General features: G+C 72.4%; 14 protein-coding genes. 6 read left to right on the top strand and 8 right to left on the bottom strand.

Features of this window, described 5'->3' with window-relative positions; all coding sequences use genetic code 11:
* Positions 1–54 precede the first annotated feature (54 nt).
* Together ACFY2B_RS24745 and ACFY2B_RS24750 are read right to left on the bottom strand one after the other, a co-directional pair.
* Positions 55–984, bottom strand: a complete 930-nt coding sequence (locus tag ACFY2B_RS24745) for an ATP-binding cassette domain-containing protein (protein ID WP_390765267.1) — start codon at positions 982–984, stop codon at positions 55–57.
* The gene (locus ACFY2B_RS24750; protein ID WP_390765268.1) at positions 977–1,891 is read right to left on the bottom strand and encodes an ABC transporter permease; all 915 of its coding nucleotides are present in this window, start codon (positions 1,889–1,891) and stop codon (positions 977–979) included. Before ACFY2B_RS24750 ends, ACFY2B_RS24745 begins: the two co-directional genes overlap by 8 nt.
* 187 nt (positions 1,892–2,078) lie before the next feature.
* On the opposite strand from ACFY2B_RS24750, the gene ACFY2B_RS24755 reads away from it, so the two are divergent.
* A complete protein-coding gene (locus ACFY2B_RS24755) occupies positions 2,079–2,705 on the top strand; it encodes a TetR/AcrR family transcriptional regulator (RefSeq protein ID WP_390765269.1) in 627 nt (208 codons plus the stop codon).
* Between the two features lie 71 nt (positions 2,706–2,776).
* On the opposite strand, the gene ACFY2B_RS24760 is transcribed toward ACFY2B_RS24755, so the two are convergent.
* The 5 genes from ACFY2B_RS24760 to ACFY2B_RS24780 all read right to left on the bottom strand — a co-directional run bounded on the left by ACFY2B_RS24760 (position 2,777) and on the right by ACFY2B_RS24780 (position 7,454).
* A complete protein-coding gene (locus ACFY2B_RS24760) occupies positions 2,777–3,196 on the bottom strand; it encodes a PIN domain-containing protein (protein WP_390765270.1) in 420 nt (139 codons plus the stop codon).
* Positions 3,193–3,414 (bottom strand): type II toxin-antitoxin system VapB family antitoxin, encoded by a 222-nt coding sequence (locus tag ACFY2B_RS24765; RefSeq protein ID WP_390765271.1) that lies wholly within the window; start codon positions 3,412–3,414, stop codon positions 3,193–3,195. The genes ACFY2B_RS24760 and ACFY2B_RS24765 overlap by 4 nt, the downstream gene beginning before the upstream one ends.
* 120 nt (positions 3,415–3,534) lie before the next feature.
* The gene (gene galE / locus ACFY2B_RS24770; protein ID WP_390765272.1) at positions 3,535–4,521 is read right to left on the bottom strand and encodes a UDP-glucose 4-epimerase GalE; all 987 of its coding nucleotides are present in this window, start codon (positions 4,519–4,521) and stop codon (positions 3,535–3,537) included.
* Positions 4,518–6,095, bottom strand: coding sequence for a glycosyltransferase family 2 protein (locus tag ACFY2B_RS24775; protein ID WP_390765273.1), 1,578 nt, complete (start codon positions 6,093–6,095; stop codon positions 4,518–4,520). Before ACFY2B_RS24775 ends, galE begins: the two co-directional genes overlap by 4 nt.
* Positions 6,096–6,191: 96 nt before the next feature.
* Positions 6,192–7,454, bottom strand: a complete 1,263-nt coding sequence (locus ACFY2B_RS24780) for a glycosyltransferase 87 family protein (RefSeq protein ID WP_390765274.1) — start codon at positions 7,452–7,454, stop codon at positions 6,192–6,194.
* An 89-nt stretch (positions 7,455–7,543) separates the two neighbouring features.
* Between ACFY2B_RS24780 and ACFY2B_RS24785 the strand changes: the two genes are divergently transcribed.
* Positions 7,544–9,154, top strand: coding sequence for a hypothetical protein (locus ACFY2B_RS24785; RefSeq protein ID WP_390765275.1), 1,611 nt, complete (start codon positions 7,544–7,546; stop codon positions 9,152–9,154).
* Positions 9,155–9,345: 191 nt separating this feature from the next.
* Here ACFY2B_RS24785 and ACFY2B_RS24790 read toward each other — a convergent pair whose 3' ends face one another.
* Positions 9,346–9,864 carry a MarR family winged helix-turn-helix transcriptional regulator gene (locus tag ACFY2B_RS24790; protein ID WP_390765276.1) on the bottom strand — a complete coding sequence of 173 codons (519 nt, stop codon included), beginning with the start codon at positions 9,862–9,864 and terminating at the stop codon, positions 9,346–9,348.
* 129 nt (positions 9,865–9,993) lie between these two features.
* On the opposite strand from ACFY2B_RS24790, the gene ACFY2B_RS24795 reads away from it, so the two are divergent.
* The 4 genes from ACFY2B_RS24795 (at position 9,994) to ACFY2B_RS24810 (ending at position 14,790) form a co-directional block, all read left to right on the top strand.
* Positions 9,994–10,407 (top strand): organic hydroperoxide resistance protein, encoded by a 414-nt coding sequence (locus ACFY2B_RS24795; protein ID WP_390765277.1) that lies wholly within the window; start codon positions 9,994–9,996, stop codon positions 10,405–10,407.
* Positions 10,408–10,758: 351 nt separating this feature from the next.
* On the top strand, positions 10,759–11,742 hold the full coding sequence (locus tag ACFY2B_RS24800) for an ABC transporter permease (protein WP_390765278.1): 984 nt from the start codon (positions 10,759–10,761) through the stop codon (positions 11,740–11,742).
* A gap of 1 nt (position 11,743) precedes the next feature.
* The gene (locus tag ACFY2B_RS24805) at positions 11,744–12,676 is read left to right on the top strand and encodes an ABC transporter permease (protein WP_390765279.1); all 933 of its coding nucleotides are present in this window, start codon (positions 11,744–11,746) and stop codon (positions 12,674–12,676) included.
* Positions 12,673–14,790, top strand: a complete 2,118-nt coding sequence (locus tag ACFY2B_RS24810; RefSeq protein ID WP_390765280.1) for a dipeptide ABC transporter ATP-binding protein — start codon at positions 12,673–12,675, stop codon at positions 14,788–14,790. Before ACFY2B_RS24805 ends, ACFY2B_RS24810 begins: the two co-directional genes overlap by 4 nt.
* Positions 14,791–14,821 lie beyond the last annotated feature (31 nt).

The following is a 14,821-nucleotide window of genomic DNA, read 5'->3' on the forward strand; positions in this document are numbered from 1 at the left end:
TCATAGTGTCACTGATCGGAGGAATGGGGCGGCCCGGGTTACGCCGGTCGTGGGTCAGGAGGGCTGGGCGACCTTCTTGTCCTGGGGCTTGTCCTGGGGCGTGTCCTGGGGCTTGTTCTGCGGCGTGTCCTTGGGCTTGTCCTGCGGCGGCACGGACGCCTTCGGCTGCGGCTTCGGCGCGGGCCTGGCCGGCTTCTTGTCCCCGGTGAACGCCTCGTACTCCTTCATGACGTCCTCCGTCGGCCCGTCCATGCGCAGCTCGCCGCGCTCCAGCCACAGGACCCGCTCGCAGGTGTCGCGGATTGACTTGTTGTTGTGGCTGACCAGGAACACCGTGCCCGCGCTCTTGCGCAGCTCGCGGATGCGGGCCTCGGAGCGCTTCTGGAAGGACCGGTCGCCGGTCGCCAGGGCCTCGTCGATCAGCAGGACGTCGTGGTCCTTGGCGGCGGCGATGGAGAAGCGCAGCCGGGCGCCCATGCCCGAGGAGTACGTCCGCATGGGCAGGGTGATGAAGTCGCCCTTCTCGTTGATGCCGGAGAAGTCGACGATGTCCTGGTAGCGCTCCTTGATCTGCTCGCGGGACATGCCCATGGCGAGCCCGCCGAGGTAGACGTTGCGCTCGCCGGTCAGGTCGCCCATCAGGGCCGCGTTGACCCCGAGGAGGGAGGGCTGGCCGTCGGTGTAGATGTGCCCGTTCTCCACCGGGAGCAGGCCCGCGACGGCCTTCAGCAGCGTCGACTTGCCGGAGCCGTTGGTGCCGATGAGGCCGACGGCCTCGCCCTTGTAGGCGACGAACGAGACGCTCTTGACCGCGTGCACCCTGCGCACGCCGGCCGCCTTCTCGGCGTTCTTGCGGCGCAGCATCCGGTTGAGGGCGGCGGTCGCGGTGCCGCGGCCGGCGCCGGTGCCGTTGACCCGGTAGACGATGTCGACGCGGTCGGCGACGACGGTGGGGATGTTCGTGTCGTTCAGGTTCTCAGCCACGGCCGTACGTCTCCTCAGCCTTCCAGAAGTAGATGAAGCCGCCGACGCCCGCGAGCAGGGCCCAGCCGATCGCCGCCGCCCACACGTGCGGGGGCAGCTGGCTCGCGTGGAAGCTGTCGATCAGCGCGAACCGCATGAGGTCGATGTAGACGGCCGCGGGGTTGGTCTCCAGCGCGACCGTCACCGCGTGCGGCAGGTCGTCCTTGCTGGTCAGCCGGTCGATGCTCCACATCACGCCGGACACGTACATCCAGGTGCGCAGGACGAACGGCATCAGCTGGGCGATGTCCGGGGTCTTCGCACCCATCCGGGCCATGATCATCGAGACGCCGGCGTTGAACGTGAACTGGAGGACCAGGGCCGGGATCGCCAGCAGCCAGGAGAGGGAGACCGGGACGCCGAAGCACAGCAGGATGACGACCAGCGCGGCCATCGAGAACAGCAGCTGCTGGAGCTGCTGGAGGCAGAAGGAGATCGGCAGCGCGGCCCGCGGGAAGTGCAGGGCGCGCACCAGGCCGAGGTTGCCGGAGATCGCCCGGGTGCCCGCCATGATCGAACTCTGCGTGAACGTCCACACGAACACGCCCGTGACCAGGAACGGGATGTAGTCGGGCACGCCGTGCTTGGTGCCGAGCAGCACACCGAAGATGAAGTAGTAGACCGCCGCGTTGAGCAGCGGGGTCATGACCTGCCAGACCTGGCCGAGCTTCGCCTGGCTGTACTGCGCGGTGAGCTTGGCGGTCGAGAAGGCGGTGATGAAGTGGCGCCGGTCCCACAGCTCGCGGACGTACTCGGGCAGGGTGGGTCGGGCACCGCTGACCGTGAGCCCGTGCCGGGCGGCGAGCGCCGCCAGGTCGTCGTCGGCCGGGGCGGTCGTCGGGGGCGGTGTGTGGAGGACCTGGCTCACATCCGCTGCTTTCGCTCGGGGGGAGGGGGGTGCGTGCGTCCGGCCGGTGGTCCGTCTCTCCGTGTTTCCCCGTACGTCTCTTCACGTTCTCTTACGTCGGGACGGGACCGTATCGTCGCAACGGGAGCGTAAGCCGAGTTGACGTCGGAACGCAACCGTTTCGTCGTAACGCCCTATGCTGGACTGCATGACGACGAATGCCGACGAGCCAGGCGCGCGGCCCCGCCGGCGGCCCCCCGCCGGGGCGGCTGTCCTGAGGGAGGACGTGACCGAGGCCATCCGCGCCGCCGTCTTCGCGGAGCTGGCGTCCGTCGGCTACGCCCGGATGTCCATCGAGGGCATCGCGCGCCGCGCCGGTGTCGGCAAGACCGCCGTCTACCGCCGCTGGCGGTCCAAGCTGCACCTGGTCCTCGACGTCGTCTCCGCGGTCGCGGTGATGGGCCTGCCGACGCCCGACACCGGCAGCCTGGAGGGCGACCTGCGGCTGCTGTACGAGGTGACCTCGCGCGCGCTGCGCCATCCCGTCGCCTCCCAGGTCATCCCGGACCTCCAGGCCGAGGCCGCGCGCAACCCGGACATCGCCGAGGCCATGCAGAAGGCCCTGCGCGACGGGCAGGAGGGCGTCGCCAGCACGATCCTCGCGGCGGCCGAGAAGCGGGGCGAGATCCGGGCCGGAGCCGACCGCCAACTGGCCCTCGACCTGATCTCCGGGCCCCTGTACTGGCGCTCGGTGGTCATCCGCGGGCCGAAGCTCCCGAAGGGGTATCTGGCGTCCTTGACGCGGGCGACCACCGAGGCCCTGCGCGCGCTGTGAACCGCGCGCCGGCGCCGGGCCGCTGACCCGGTGACGCCCAGGGCGTCGGTCATGCCGTCCGGCGAGCCGCGCTACCTGCCCGGGACGCTGCGTACGCTGCGTTCGCCGACGTCGGGCAGAAAGCGGGCCATGGTCACGAAGTCGGCGTCGTCGTGCAGCACGATCAGTCCGTGGTGTGCGGCGGTCGCGCAGATCATGAGGTCCAACGGGCTCGCCGCGCTGACGGCCCCGTTCCCGGCAAGGGTGTACTGGGCGGCGTCGACCCAGTCCCAGAGCCTCTTGGGGAGCGGCACGTCCGGGTAGAGGTCCGTGAACATCTCACCCATGGATTCGTACTCGGCAGCGTTGCGGGCCGAGCGTCGGAACTCGGCCCGCTGGGGGGCGCACGAACCCATGGCCCGAAGGACGGTTGTCTCCAGCCAGGCGTCCCTCAGATGTTCCTCACGCTGGAGGCGCCACAGGGCCGAGGAGTCGAGCAGATAGTGGATCAACCCGCATCCCGCTCGTCCTCGGCGCGCAGACGCTGCCAGCCCTCGTAGTCCCACTCCTGTGCGGCTCGGAAGTGCTTGGCGACGAGAGCGGCCCGCTCGTGGCGTTCCGCGTATTCACGAAGCGCAGCGTTGACCACGTCCTTCTTGGTGCCTCCGCCGGCCACGCGCATGGCCTTTTCCAGTGCGTCGTCGTCCAGGTCGATCGTCGTCACACTCATACTGGACCCCTTTATTCAAAGACAACGCCCAGTATAAACATTCGGGGCGTGAGCGGTCCGCGCACGGCCCCCGCCGCGGTGTGGTTCCGGTGCCCCTTCGGCCCCTCCGGCCCGTCGGCCTCAGCGGCCGTCCGGATGGTGGTGCTGCCAGCCCGCCCAGGCCGAGGTGAGCATGGACTCGACGCCGTGCTTGGCCTTCCAGCCGAGTTCCGCGGCGGCGCGGTCCGCGCAGGCCACGACCCGGGCCGGGTCGCCGGGGCGGCGCGGGGCGAGCACGGGGGGGCGGTCGTGACCGGTGACGGCGTTGATCCGGTCGATCATCTCGCGCACCGAGACGCCCTCCCCGCGGCCGATGTTGAGGGTCAGCGCACGGCCGGGCGCGGCCCGCAGGGCGTGGGCCGCGGCCATATGCGCCTCGGCCAGGTCCACCACGTGGATGTAGTCGCGCACACAGGTGCCGTCCGGCGTCGGGTAGTCGTCGCCGAAGATGCACGGCGCCGCGCCCTCGGTGAGCTTCTCGAAGACCATCGGGACCAGGTTGGAGACACCGGTGTCCGCCAGTTCGGGGGCCGCCGCGCCCGCCACGTTGAAGTAGCGCAGCGACGCCGTCGACAGCCCCGCCGCCCGGCCCGCCGCGCGCACCAGCCACTCGCCGGCCAGCTTGGTCTCGCCGTACGGGGACATCGGCGCGCACGGCGTCTCCTCCGTCACCAGGGCGTCGTCCCCGGCCCCGGCGGGCATGCCGTACACGGCCGCGGAGGACGAGAAGACGAACGACGGGACCCCGGCCGCCGTCACCGCCTCCAGCAGGACCCGCAGGCCCTCGACGTTCTCCCGGTAGTAGTGCAGCGGACGCGCCACCGACTCGCCCACCTGCTTCTTGGCCGCCAGATGGACGACACCGGTGACGGCGTGCTCGGACAGGGTGCGCGCCACCAGGTCGCCGTCCAGGACGGAGCCCACGACCAGCGGGACCCCCTCCGGCAGCCGCGCGGCCCGGCCGGTGGACAGGTCGTCGTACGCCACCGTCCGTTCTCCCGCCTCGGTCATCGCCCGTACGACGTGCGCCCCGATGTAGCCGGCGCCTCCGGTGATCAGCCAGGTCATCTGCGGTAATCCCCTTCTTGGTCGGAACGCCTCCAGTGAAGCAGGCGGCGCAGCCGCGCGCCGATCACCGGCACGGCACCGCGGACGCCGGGCGCCACACGCAGCGCCAGCGCGCCGGAGAGGGTGGCGTACGGGTGGACGAGCAGCAGTCCGTGCCGGGCGCTCGGGAGGGCACGGCGGCGCAGCCGGCCGGCGCCCGTGACGGCGTGCGCGGTCAGGTCGCGGTGCGCGCCGTCGGCGAAGCGGACCCGCAGCCGCAGATCCCAGGTGCCCGCGCCCGGCCCGCCCAGCGCGTCCAGGTCGACGGAGACGGCGGCCGACCAGGTGCCGTCGGCGGCGGGCGTGAGGGCGGCGGTACGGCGCTGCACCGGGTGCCCGTCTGCCCGGGACCGCCACTCCGCCGCCACCTCCGTGGGATCCGCCCGCGCCACCCGCCCGTACAGCTCGTGCAGGCGCAGCCGCAGCCGGGTGGCACGCGCGCGGGGGCGCAGTTCCGCGTCGACGGCGAGCGGCAGGAGCCGGACCGGGCGGGTCAGCAGCGGGGTGAGAGTGACCCGGGGCAGGTCCTCGGACCAGATGGGGGTGCCGTCCGGGGTGCGGGCGTAGGGCGGGCACAGCCGGGCCGGGCGGGCGGCGAGTTCCCCGAGGCGGCCCAGGTCGCGCGGCCCGGGGGAGGCCAGGACGACCCGCGCCAGCAGCGGGCCGGGCGCGGCCGGGTCGACCTCGAAGTCGGCCACGTCGTACTGCTCCAGGTACGCCCGGGTGTGCGCCCACCACGCGCGCCGGTACGACGCGTCGCGCAACGCCAGCTCGCGCGCGTACATCCGCAGGTCGTGGTCGAGGAACTTGGCCCGTGCCGCGCGCGCCAGCTCCTTGTGCCCGGCGCCCAGCAGGATGGCGTGGGCCAGCGCGCAGGCCCGGGTGCGGGCCCGCCAGTTGCCGATGTCCGCCCGGTCGAGGGAGAGCGAGAGCCGGTCGGCGGCGCGGCGCACCTGCCACACGTACACCGTCTCGGGCACCAGGGCGATGCGCGGCGCGGCGGCCAGCACGCGCGCGGCGAAGACGAAGTCCTCGTAGCGGAAGGGCCCTTCGGGGAAGCGGATGCCGTGCTCGTGCAGGAAACCGGTGCGGTAGAGCTTGTTGACGCAGAGCGTGTCGTGGACGAGACGCGGGCGCCGGGAGGGGTGCGCGACGACGGCGTGCGCCGCGTACAGGTCCGGCTGCCACGGGTGTTCGCGGCCCGAGGGCAGTTCGCGGCGCACGCAGCGGCCGGCCGTCACCTCGGCGCCCGTCCGGGCCGCCGCCGCGAGCAGCGCGGCCACCGCGCCGGCGGGCAGTACGTCGTCGCTGTCCAGGAACATCACGTATGGGGACGTCACCGCGGCCAGGCCGTCGTTGCGCGGGCTGCCGCAGCCCCCGCTGTTGGCCGCCCGGCACAGCACCGCCAGCCGTGGCTCGCCGGCGGCCAGCCGCGCCAGGACCTTCGGGCTGCGGTCCGTGGAGCCGTCGTCCACGGCGACCACCTGCCGTACGGCGGGTCCCTGGGCGAGTGCCGAGCGGACCGCTTCCGTCACATGGGCGGCGTCGTTGTGACCGATGACGACGACGCTCGCCGCCGGCGGCTCCGATGTCGTGGGAATGTCCGTGCTCTCCCGTCAGGAGGTGTGTGCTCAGTGGCCGACGGGGAGTGCCGTCGCGGCCGGCCGGGGTGTCGACGGCGGGCGCTGCCCTGCGGACCGCGGCCGGGTGGAGCACCACAGCCGGACGAAGGAGAGTCCGGCGGCGGTCACCAGCAGGCCGTTGCGCAGGACCATCAGCAGGGAGCCGGTCCAGGTGCAGTGGACGACCTCGCCGTACAGCGTGGGATAGACCACGGAGCTGACCGCGGCCGCCGCCACCACCAGTGCCGCGACCGGGCGCTGGGCGGTGTGGCGCGAGGTCAGGCAGACGGCGGCCAGGCCGAGCAGCCAGATCAGGTACTGCGGGCTGATGACCCGGCTGGTGACCGTGAACAGCAGGACGGCGCACAGGGCGGCGTCGAAGGGCGTCGCCTCGTTCCAGCGCCGGGCCCGCACGCGCCACAGCAGCAGGACGCAGCAGGCGGCGGCCGAGAGCGCGAGGGAGGCGCCGGCGACCGTGGAGACGTAGGGGCCGGTGAACTCCATCGCGCCGTACCGGTAGTGGACGCGTCCCGGCCAGCCGGCGTGCCGGGCCAGGCTGAGCGCCGTACCGCCCAGGGACTCGATCTGCACGCCCCGGCCGCTCTGCTGCCGCAGGAAGGAGAGGGGATCGCTGAACCAGAGCGCGAACAGCCCCAGGGCCAGCGTGCCGGTCACGGCCGCCCAGGGCCACGCGGAGCGCGTCGCCCGCCCCCGCGGCGTGCCCAGCAGCGCCAGCGCGGGCCAGACCTTCACCAGCGCGCCCAGCGCCGCGAACACCCCGCACGCGCGCGTGGAGCGCGACAGCGTCAGCAGGGAGAGCACGGCGAGGGCGGTGACCTGCACGTCGTACCGGGCCAGCGGGAGGTGCAGCAGCAGCGGCAGGCCGCCGGTCCACAGCCACGCCCCGCGCGGGCTGCGGCCCGGCCGGGTGCCCGCGCGGGCCAGCGCCAGCGTGATCACCGCGTCGGCGGCCAGCGTCAGGGCCACGAACGCCTGGAAGTAGGTCAGGCCAGGCAGCAGCGCCGGGGACAGCAGCACGGCGCCCGCGCCCGGCGGGTACTGCCACAGCGTGTCGTGGGCCGGGAAGGTGCCGTGCGACAGCAGCCCGTACCAGTGCTGGTAGAGGCGCCACACCTCACGGCCCACCGCGCCCCGGCCCAGGAGCGGCGCGGCGTCGTGGGCGAGCAGCCACAGCATCAGCGCGCGGGTGGCCAGCCAGAGGGCGGCGAGCGGGGCGCGGGGCGGGAGGGGGAAATGACGGCGGTTCATCATCCGGGAGCGTAAGCCGCGCGGATGGTGTATTCATGCCGATACGCCGTCAATGCCCGGCAAAGGTTGGCTAATCGCAAAAGATCGGGACCGTGGTGAACACCGTGGCGAACATCGGGCGCCTGCTGATCCGGCCGTCGAACCGCGTCCGGCGTGCCGGGGTCGTGGCCGCCCCCGCGGCTGTCATGCTCGCGCTCGGGCTGTGGGGGCTCGACCGTGGCGGCATGTGGCGCGACGAGGCCGTCACCTTCCAGGTCGCGCGGCGCTCGGTGCCGCAGATCTGGCGGCTGCTGCACGACGTGGACGCGGTGCACGGCCTGTACTACCTGGCCATGCACGCCGTCCTCGCCCCCCGTCCGGGCGAGGTCCTGCTGCGGCTGCCCTCGGTGTGCGCCGCGGCGGCGACCGCGGCCCTGGTCGCAGCGCTCGGCGCCCGGCTGGTGCGACCGCGCGCCGGGCTGTGGGCCGGGCTGCTGTACGCGGTGACGCCGATGACCGGTCACTACGCCCAGGAGGGCCGTTCGTACGCCCTGGTCGCGGCCGGCGCCGCGGGCGCGACGCTGCTGCTCGTGCGGGCGATCCGCGAAACCCCCGATTCGGGTGAACTCCGGTGGCGGGCGCCGGGTGGCCGCCTCTGGTGGGCGTACGCCGCGGTCCTGGGCGTCACCTGCCTGCTGCACGAGTTCGCGGTCCTGCTGCTGCTCGCCCACGCCGGCACGCTGGCGCTCGCGCGGGTGGCGGGCCGGGTGTGGCGCCGCTGGGCCTGCGCGGCCGGGGGCGTCGTCCTCGCGGTGCTGCCCATGGTGCTCGTCTCGCACGCCCAGTCGGCGCAGGTCGCCTGGTTGCGGGAGCCCGGTCTGCACAGCGCCGACACCCTGCTGCACGAGTTCGCGGGGCCGGCGCCCGCGGTGTTCTGGACCTGTCTGGCGCTCGCCGTGCTGGGCCTGACCCGGCCGGTGGGCCGGCCCGGCGAGCTGACCTGCGCGGCGGTCGCGCTGCCGCTCGCGGTGCTGCCACCGGCGGTGCTGATGCTCGTCTCCCGCCTCTCGCCGCTGTACGTCGACCGCTATGTGCTGTACGCGCTGGCCGGTCTCCCGCTGCTGGTGGCCGCCGGGGCGGACCGGCTCGCCGGGCTGCTGGGGCGCGCGCGGTCCGGCTCGCCGCTGCTCACCGCCGCCGGTGCCCTGGCGGTCGCCGCCGCGCTCGTCCACCAGCTCCCGCTGCTGCGCGCGGACCGCTCGCCGGACCACCGCCCCGACAACCTGGCCGCCGTCTCGCGCGCGGCCGCCCGCGAACTGCGCCCCGGGGACGCCGTGTTGTTCCTGCCGGGACCCGCCCGCGCCACCGCGCTGGCGTATCCGGCCGGGTTCCGCGGGACGCGGGACGTGGCGCTGGCGGCGGGGGCGCCGGTGTCGGGCACGCTCTACGGCACGGAGGTGGACCCGCGGATCCTGCGGCACAGGCTCGCCGCGCTCGACCGGGTGTGGGTGGTCGCCGACCGGCGGGTCGTGGAGTCGCCCGGCTCCCCGCGCAACCCCGTCGACCGGCTCAAACTCGCCGTCGTCAACGACCAGTTCGCGCTGCGCGAGCAGTCGGTGGGCAAGCGGGTGCTGCTGCGGCTGTACGTCCGCCGCACGCGCGCCACCGGGTCTCCGGTCGCCACCGAGTCCCCAGTCGCCACCGGAGTCTCCGATCGCCATTGAACCTCCGATCGCCATTGAACCTCGGGTCGTTCCCGAACCTCGGGTCGTTCCCGAACCTTGGGTCGTTCCCGAACCTTGGGTCGTTCCCGAACCTCGGGTCGTTCCCGAACCTCGGGTCGTTCCCGAACCTCGGGTCGTTCCCGAACCTTGGGTCGCTCCCGAACCTCGGGTCGTTCCCGAACCTCGGGTCGCTACCGAACCTCGGGTCGCTCCCGCGACATCGTCGCCGCCGCGGCGTCCAGCGCGCTGGTGAGCCGGTCCAGGCGCGCACGCAGTTCGTCGATCTCGGCGAGGTCGAAGCCGGTGGCGGCGCCGATGCGGCGCGGTACCCGGAACGCCTGTTCGCGCAGCGCGGTGCCCTCCTCGGTCAGCCGCACCTGGACCGACCGCTCGTCGCGCGTGCTGCGCTCGCGCCGGACCAGGCCGGCCCCCTCCAGCCGCTTGACGAGGGGGGACAGTGTGCCGGAGTCGAGCCGCAGCAGTTCGCCCAGCTTCTTGACGGGCAGGTCGCCGTGCTCCCACAGCACCAGCATCACCAGGTACTGCGGGTAGGTGAGCCCGAGGTCCTTCAGGACCACCCGGTAGACGCCGTTGAAGGCGCGGGACGCGGCGTGCAGGGAGAAGCAGATCTGGCGGTCCAGCCGGAGCCAGTCCGCCTCGTCGGTGCTGGTGTCGGTGGTGGTGTCGGTGGCGGTGTCGGTGGCGGTCATGGCTCCAGGATAGCTCTAGTGGGCCATTTAGTTGTGCGCAATTGAATTGTGTGCTCTACTTGTGGTCGTGAGGGCGGCCGGACAGGAGCCGCCGGAACGCGAACGTCACTTCGAGAGGGATGGTCTTCCATGGACGCGCTCTACACCGCCGTCGCCACCGCAACCCACGGCCGTGAGGGCCGCGCCGTCTCCTCCGACGGCCGGATCGACCTGCCCCTGGCCTTCCCGGTGGAGATGGGCGGCAACGGCCAGGGCACCAACCCGGAGCAGCTGTTCGCCGCCGGGTACGCCGCCTGTTTCGGCAGCGCCCTCGGCGCCGTCGGCCGCCAGGCCAAGGTGGACGTCAGCGACGCCTCGGTGACCGCCGAGGTCGGCATCGGCAAGCAGGGCGAGGGCTTCGCCCTGAAGGTGACGCTGCGGGTCGAACTGCCCGACACCGTGGATGCGGAGACCGGCCGCACGCTCGTCGAACAGGCCCACCAGGTCTGCCCGTACTCCAACGCCACCCGCGGCAACGTGCCGGTGGAGCTTGTCGTCGAGTGACCGACGGGGTGACGCCCGTCCGGGTTCGGTGAAGCGGCCGTCACTGGGCGTTATCCGGACAGGCGTCAATCGGCTCGGCATCCCGCCATTTGTGTCGCCGGTATTGCGATCACATGGCAGGAACCTTGGAAAGCTGGCGTGAAAACGACCATGGCCTAAAAATCGTTCCTCGGCCCCGACTTTCTCCACGGAAAGCAGCGGGGCCTTGGAACGAGTGCACCACTGCCTCAACAGGCGCGCGCACTCCCGCCTGTCAGAAAGCAGCTCGACGATGTCCAGATCCGGTGCACACCCGCCAACTCGCCGCGCGGCAACCGCCGTCGCATCCCGCTCCCGCGGGAAGGCGGGCCCGTGCTCCGCCATGTGACACGCAAGGCCGTGGGGTGGCTGGCGATGATCGTGGTCGCCACCAATGTGACCTACGTGCTGGCCTCGTGGTTCCTCGACCCGCGGTCCAACTACCAGGGACTGCGCCCGGTCCGCACCCAGGAGCAGATCGACCGCGCCCTGGCGCCGTACAACCTGGATCCGCGGGTGCCGCTGGCGGACCGGTGGTGGCACTGGTTCAGCGACGTGGTCCTGCACTTCGACTGGGGAAAGTCCCCGGTCGGGGTGTCGGTCGACTCGGAGATCGGTTTCCGGGTCCTGGTCAGCGGCCAGCTGGTCACCGCGGCCACGCTGCTGTCCGTGGTGGCGGGTGTCGCGCTGAGCGTGTTCACCGCTTCCCGGCAGTACGGCTGGTGGGACCGGATCACCCAGCTCGTCTCGGTGTTCCTGTTCAACGTACCGGCGGCCGTCGCCGCGCTGGCGGTCGTCTTCGCCGGGATCTGGCTGAACCAGCACCTCGGCTGGCGTTTCCTGTACGTCGCCGGGGAGAAGTCGCCGACCGTCACCGGACTGTGGCCGACGGTCGCGGACCGGTTGCAGCACCTCATCCTGCCGACGCTGAGCCTGACCCTGCTGGGCTATGTCGGCTACCACCTGACCCAGCGTTCGCTGCTCCTGGACAACATCAACTCGGACTTCGTGCGCACCGCGCGCGCCACCGGACTGACGCGCGCGCAGGCGATCCGCCGGCACGCGCTGCGTGTCTCGCTGATCCCCACGGCCACGTCGGTGGCGTTCAGCATCCCGGCGATCTTCACGGGTGCGGTGATCACCGAGACCGTTTTCGGCTGGAACGGCATGGGCCAGTACTTCATCCAGACGATCAGCAAGAACGACGTGCACGGTGCCGTCGCTGTCGCCGCCTTCGGCGCGGCCATGACCGCGATCGGCGCGGTCCTGGCCGACATCGCGGTCGTCCTCCTCGACCCCCGGGTGCGGGTGAGCTGACATGGCGACCACGGTGACCCCCCTGCCCGAACCGCTCGATCCCGGCGCCACGAACGGCCCTCCCACGCCCCGGCTCGGCAGCGGCCGGCTCTACCTGCGACGGTTCGCCCGCAACCGCGGGGCCCTGTTCGGAGTGGCGATCTTCGTACTCCTGGTCCTGTTCACCGTGTTCGGCGGTCTGTTCACGCACTACGCGTACACCGACACCGACTTCACGGCGCTCACCCAGCCGCCCGGCGCGGCGCACTACTTCGGCACCAACCAGGGTGGCAACGATGTCTACGCCGAGGCCGTGCACGGCCTCCAGCGCTCCTTGGTGATCGCGGTCACCGTCTCGGTGCTGACGATCGTGCTCGCCGCCGTGATCGGCGCGGGCGCCGCCTACTTCGGCGGACGGGTGGAGAAGCTGACCCTGACGGTCATCCATTTCCTGCTCGTCGTGCCGTCGTTCCTGATCCTGGCCCTGGTCTCGCACCGCCTCGCCGGCGACTGGCGGGTGCTCGTCCTGGTGCTGACCGTGTTCGGCTGGATGTCGACGGCACGGGTCATCTGGGCGGTCTCCACCTCCCTGCGCGAACGGGACTACGTGCTGGCCGCCGAGTTCATGGGCGTACGGCCGTGGCGGATCGTCGTGCGGCACATCATCCCCAACCTCGGGTCCCTGCTCATCGTCAACCTGACCCTCGGAGTCGTCGCCACCGTGCTCAGTGAAACAGCCCTGTCCTTCCTCGGTTTCGGGGTGCAGACGCCGGACGTGTCGCTGGGCACCATGCTCGCCGACGGAACCGGCACCATCACCAGCGCCCCGTGGCTGTTCGGTTTCCCGGCCGGGCTGGTGGTGCTGCTGACCGTGTCGATGACGCTCATCGGCGACGGACTGCGCGACGCGTTCGACCCGACATCGACCACCGCGGCCTCCGGAGGCCGGCGATGACATCCACGGTCACGGGGACACCCTCGGCGGCGGCACCGGCCACTCCGGCCCCGGTGCTGTCGGTGCGGGACCTGACCATCTCCTTCCCCTCCGAGACCGGTCCGGTCCAAGCCGTGCGCGGGGTGAGCTTCGACGTCCTGCCCGGGCGGACGCTCGGCATCGTCGGCGAATCGGGGTCGGGCAAGTCCGCGACCGCGATGGGCGTCATGGGACTGCTGCCGGACGCCGCCCGGGTGTCGGGCCGGGTACTGCTGGGCGGCCGCGACCTGGTCGGGCTGAACGACCGGCAGCTGTCCGCGGTGCGCGGCAACGACATCGGCATGGTCTTCCAGGACCCGCTGTCCGCGCTCACCCCGATCTTCTCGGTCGGCAGGCTGCTGTCCGACGCGCTGCGGGTGCACCAGGACCTGACGAAGCAGGCCGCCTGGAACCGCGCGCTCGAACTGCTGGACCTGGTCGGCATCCCCGAACCGCAGCGCAGGGCACGCTCGTTCCCGCACGAGTTCTCCGGGGGCATGCGCCAGCGCGTCGTGATCGCCCTGGCGATGGCGAACTCGCCGAAGGTCATCGTCGCCGACGAGCCCACGACCGCCCTCGACGTGACCGTGCAGGCGCAGATCCTGGGCGTGCTGCGGACCGCGCAGGCCGAGACCGGTGCGGGCGTCGTGCTCATCACCCACGACCTGGGGGTGGTCGCCGGGTACGCCGACGACGTCGCCGTCATGTACGCGGGCCGGATCGTGGAACAGGCGGGTGTGCACGAGCTGTTCGGGCACCCGGCCATGCCCTACACGGTCGGGCTGCTGGGCGCCGTGCCACGGCCCGACGCGCGCGCGGACCGGCCGCTGGTGCCGATCGGGGGCGAGCCCCCCTCGCTGGTCGGACTCCCGGCGGGGTGCCCCTTCGCGGACCGCTGCCCCGCCGCCGTCGACCGCTGCCGCACACAGGAACCGGCGCTGGTCCCGGTCCCCGGGCACGGGGAGGTCGCCTGCCTGCGCGCCGACGAGATCGCCGACGGCCGGCTGGCCGCGGACTCGATCTTCCCGGCCGCGGCGGACACGTCCTTCCCCGCCGCCGCGGACGCCGGGGAGCACGGCCGCGACACCGGCTCACCGGGCGAGGTGGTGCTCCGGGTCTCCGGCCTGGCCAAGACGTTCCCGGTCACCCAGGGCGCGTTCCTCAAGCGCCGGGTCGGCACGCTGCACGCGGTCAGCGACGTCGGCTTCGAACTGCGGGCCGGCCAGACCCTCGGCCTGGTGGGCGAGTCCGGCAGCGGGAAGACCACGACGCTGCTGGAGATCATGCGGCTCAAGGAACCCGAGTCCGGCCGGATCGAGGTCGCGGGCACGGACGTGGCCGCGCCGGGCTCTCCCGAGCGGGCACGGGAGCTGCGTCGCGCGGTGCAGATCGTCATGCAGGACCCCATGGGCTCCCTCGACCCGCGGCTGCCGGTCTTCCACCTGCTCGCCGAGCCGTTGCAGGCGATCGGCAGCGACCGGCCGGAGATCAGGGCGCGGGTGGCCGAACTCCTGGACCTGGTCGGACTGGACGCGTCGGTGGCGGACCGTTTCCCGGCGGCGCTCTCCGGCGGTCAGCGCCAGCGGGTCGGTATCGCCCGGGCACTGGCGACCGGGCCGCGGATCGTGGTCCTGGACGAGCCCGTGTCCGCCCTGGACGTCTCCGTACAGGCCGGCGTCGTCAATGTGCTCAAGAAGCTCCAGCGTGAACTGGGCCTGGCCTATCTGATCGTCGCGCACGACCTCGCGGTGATGCGGCACGTGTCCGACCGCATCGCGGTCATGTACCTCGGCCACATCGTCGAGACCGGCCCCACCGAAGACCTCTTCACGGACCCCAGGCATCCGTACACCGAAGCCCTGCTCTCGGCCATCCCGGTGCCCGACCCGGGGCTTGAGCGCTCCCGGGAGCACATCGTGCTGGAGGGCGAACAGCCGAGTGCGGCGCGCCTGCCGCAGGGCTGCGTCTTCGTCGACCGCTGTCCGCTGTACCGGCTGCTCGACGACGGGCTGCGACAGCGCTGTCGCACCGAACGCCCCGTCCTCGGCCCGGCGGCATCCGGCTCCGGCCACCGCCACGCCTGCCACGCCCGCTGACCGCGGGCCCCTGCCTCACCGGCGCCGCGCC

Source organism: Streptomyces sp. NPDC001270 (assembly GCF_042896695.1).
Classification (GTDB): Bacteria; Actinomycetota; Actinomycetes; order Streptomycetales; family Streptomycetaceae; genus Streptomyces.